Raw genomic sequence first — 1,432 nt, forward strand, 5'->3', positions numbered from 1 at the left:
ACCTTGCGGCGCGGCTGCTCCGGGGGAACCGGCGCGTAAGGCGCCCCACCCTGCGGGAAGCCCGGCTGGCCCGGCTGCTGCGGGTACGGGGCCTGGCCCTGCGGCGGCTGGCCCTGGGCGTACGGGTTCTGGCCCTGCGCGAATGGATTGCCCTGCGGCGGCGGAGTTGTCACTTGGGGGTCCCCCTAGAACATGGGTGCGTGATCGCGAACAATGGCGCGATGTAAGACGGACGTAAGTTACCGGGCCCCACTGACAACTCAGTAGTCGGGAATGCCTCTGTGTCATTGATGTGACACAGACCGATACTCAAAGCGGGCCATAGCCACCGCAACTGCCGCGTAGATAACGGCGACTGTGACAATGAGCGGGGCCGAACGGCCGTCCGGAGGCAGTATCAGCGCGGCAACTCCGGCCGCTCCGACGAACGCGACGTTGAACAGCACGTCGTAGACCGAAAAGGTCCGGCCACGGAAGCCGTCCTCGACAGAGGACTGCACGATCGTGTCCGTCGAGATCTTCGCGCCCTGCGTCGTCAGGCCCAGCACGAATGCCGCGACCAGCATGGGAGTTGTGGCGAAGGGCAGTCCCAGCGCGGACACCAGCACGGCGGCGGCACCCGCGCACGTGGCGATCCAGCGGCCGGGGCCGAGCCGCGCGGCGGCCCAAGGAGTCACCACCGCCGCCGCGAAGAAGCCGGCGCCGGAGACCGCCAACGCCAGCCCCAGCAGGGCGAGTCCGTCATCGGCGGTGGTGGAGAAGGCGTATCGGCACAGCATCAGCACCATGACAAGCAGAGCGCCGTAGCAGAAGCGCATCAGCGTCATCGTGAACAGCGCCCAGGCGGCTTCTCGGCGTGGCGGAGCGGCGAGGTGGCGTACGGCTGCCGCCAGGTCGCGTGTGGTGCCGGAGAGAGCCGTCGCAAGACGCGGCTGCACCAACTCACGTTCGGGACCGAGCAGTTCCGGCGCCATGCGCAGCGCGGCCAGCCCGGCGCACAGATACAGGGCCGCTCCCAGCAGCACCACGGCGGCATCGGAGTCCCAGACCACCAGCCGTACGACGAAGGCCAGTCCGGCTCCCGTGGTCGCGGCGAGCGTTCCGGCGGTCGGGGAAAGAGAGTTGGCGATGACGAGCCGCTCCTCGTCGACCACGCGTGGCAGCGCGGCGGACAGACCCGACAGGACGAAGCGGTTGACGGCGGTGACGCACAGCGCGGAGACGTAGAACAGCCAGTCCGGGACCTCGGTGACGATCAGGGCGGCGGTCGCCGAGGCCAGCAGGGTGCGCAGCAGGCTGCCGTACAGCAGGACCTGGCGGCGGCGCCAGCGGTCCAGCAGGACGCCGGAGAACGGGCCCACCAGGGAGTACGGCAGGAGCAGCACCGCCATGGCGGAGGCGATCGCGGTGGCCGAGGTCTGTTTCTCCGGGG

At 69.5% G+C, this 1,432-nt stretch carries 1 protein-coding gene; it reads right to left on the reverse strand.

Features of this window, described 5'->3' with window-relative positions:
- Positions 1–284 precede the first annotated feature (284 nt).
- A partial coding sequence (locus tag ACIP93_RS37690; protein WP_401766988.1) for an MFS transporter occupies positions 285–1,432 on the reverse strand: 1,148 nt, incomplete at its 5' end.

The organism is Streptomyces sp. NPDC088745, from assembly GCF_044751045.1.
Classification (GTDB): Bacteria; Actinomycetota; Actinomycetes; order Streptomycetales; family Streptomycetaceae; genus Streptomyces; species Streptomyces cremeus.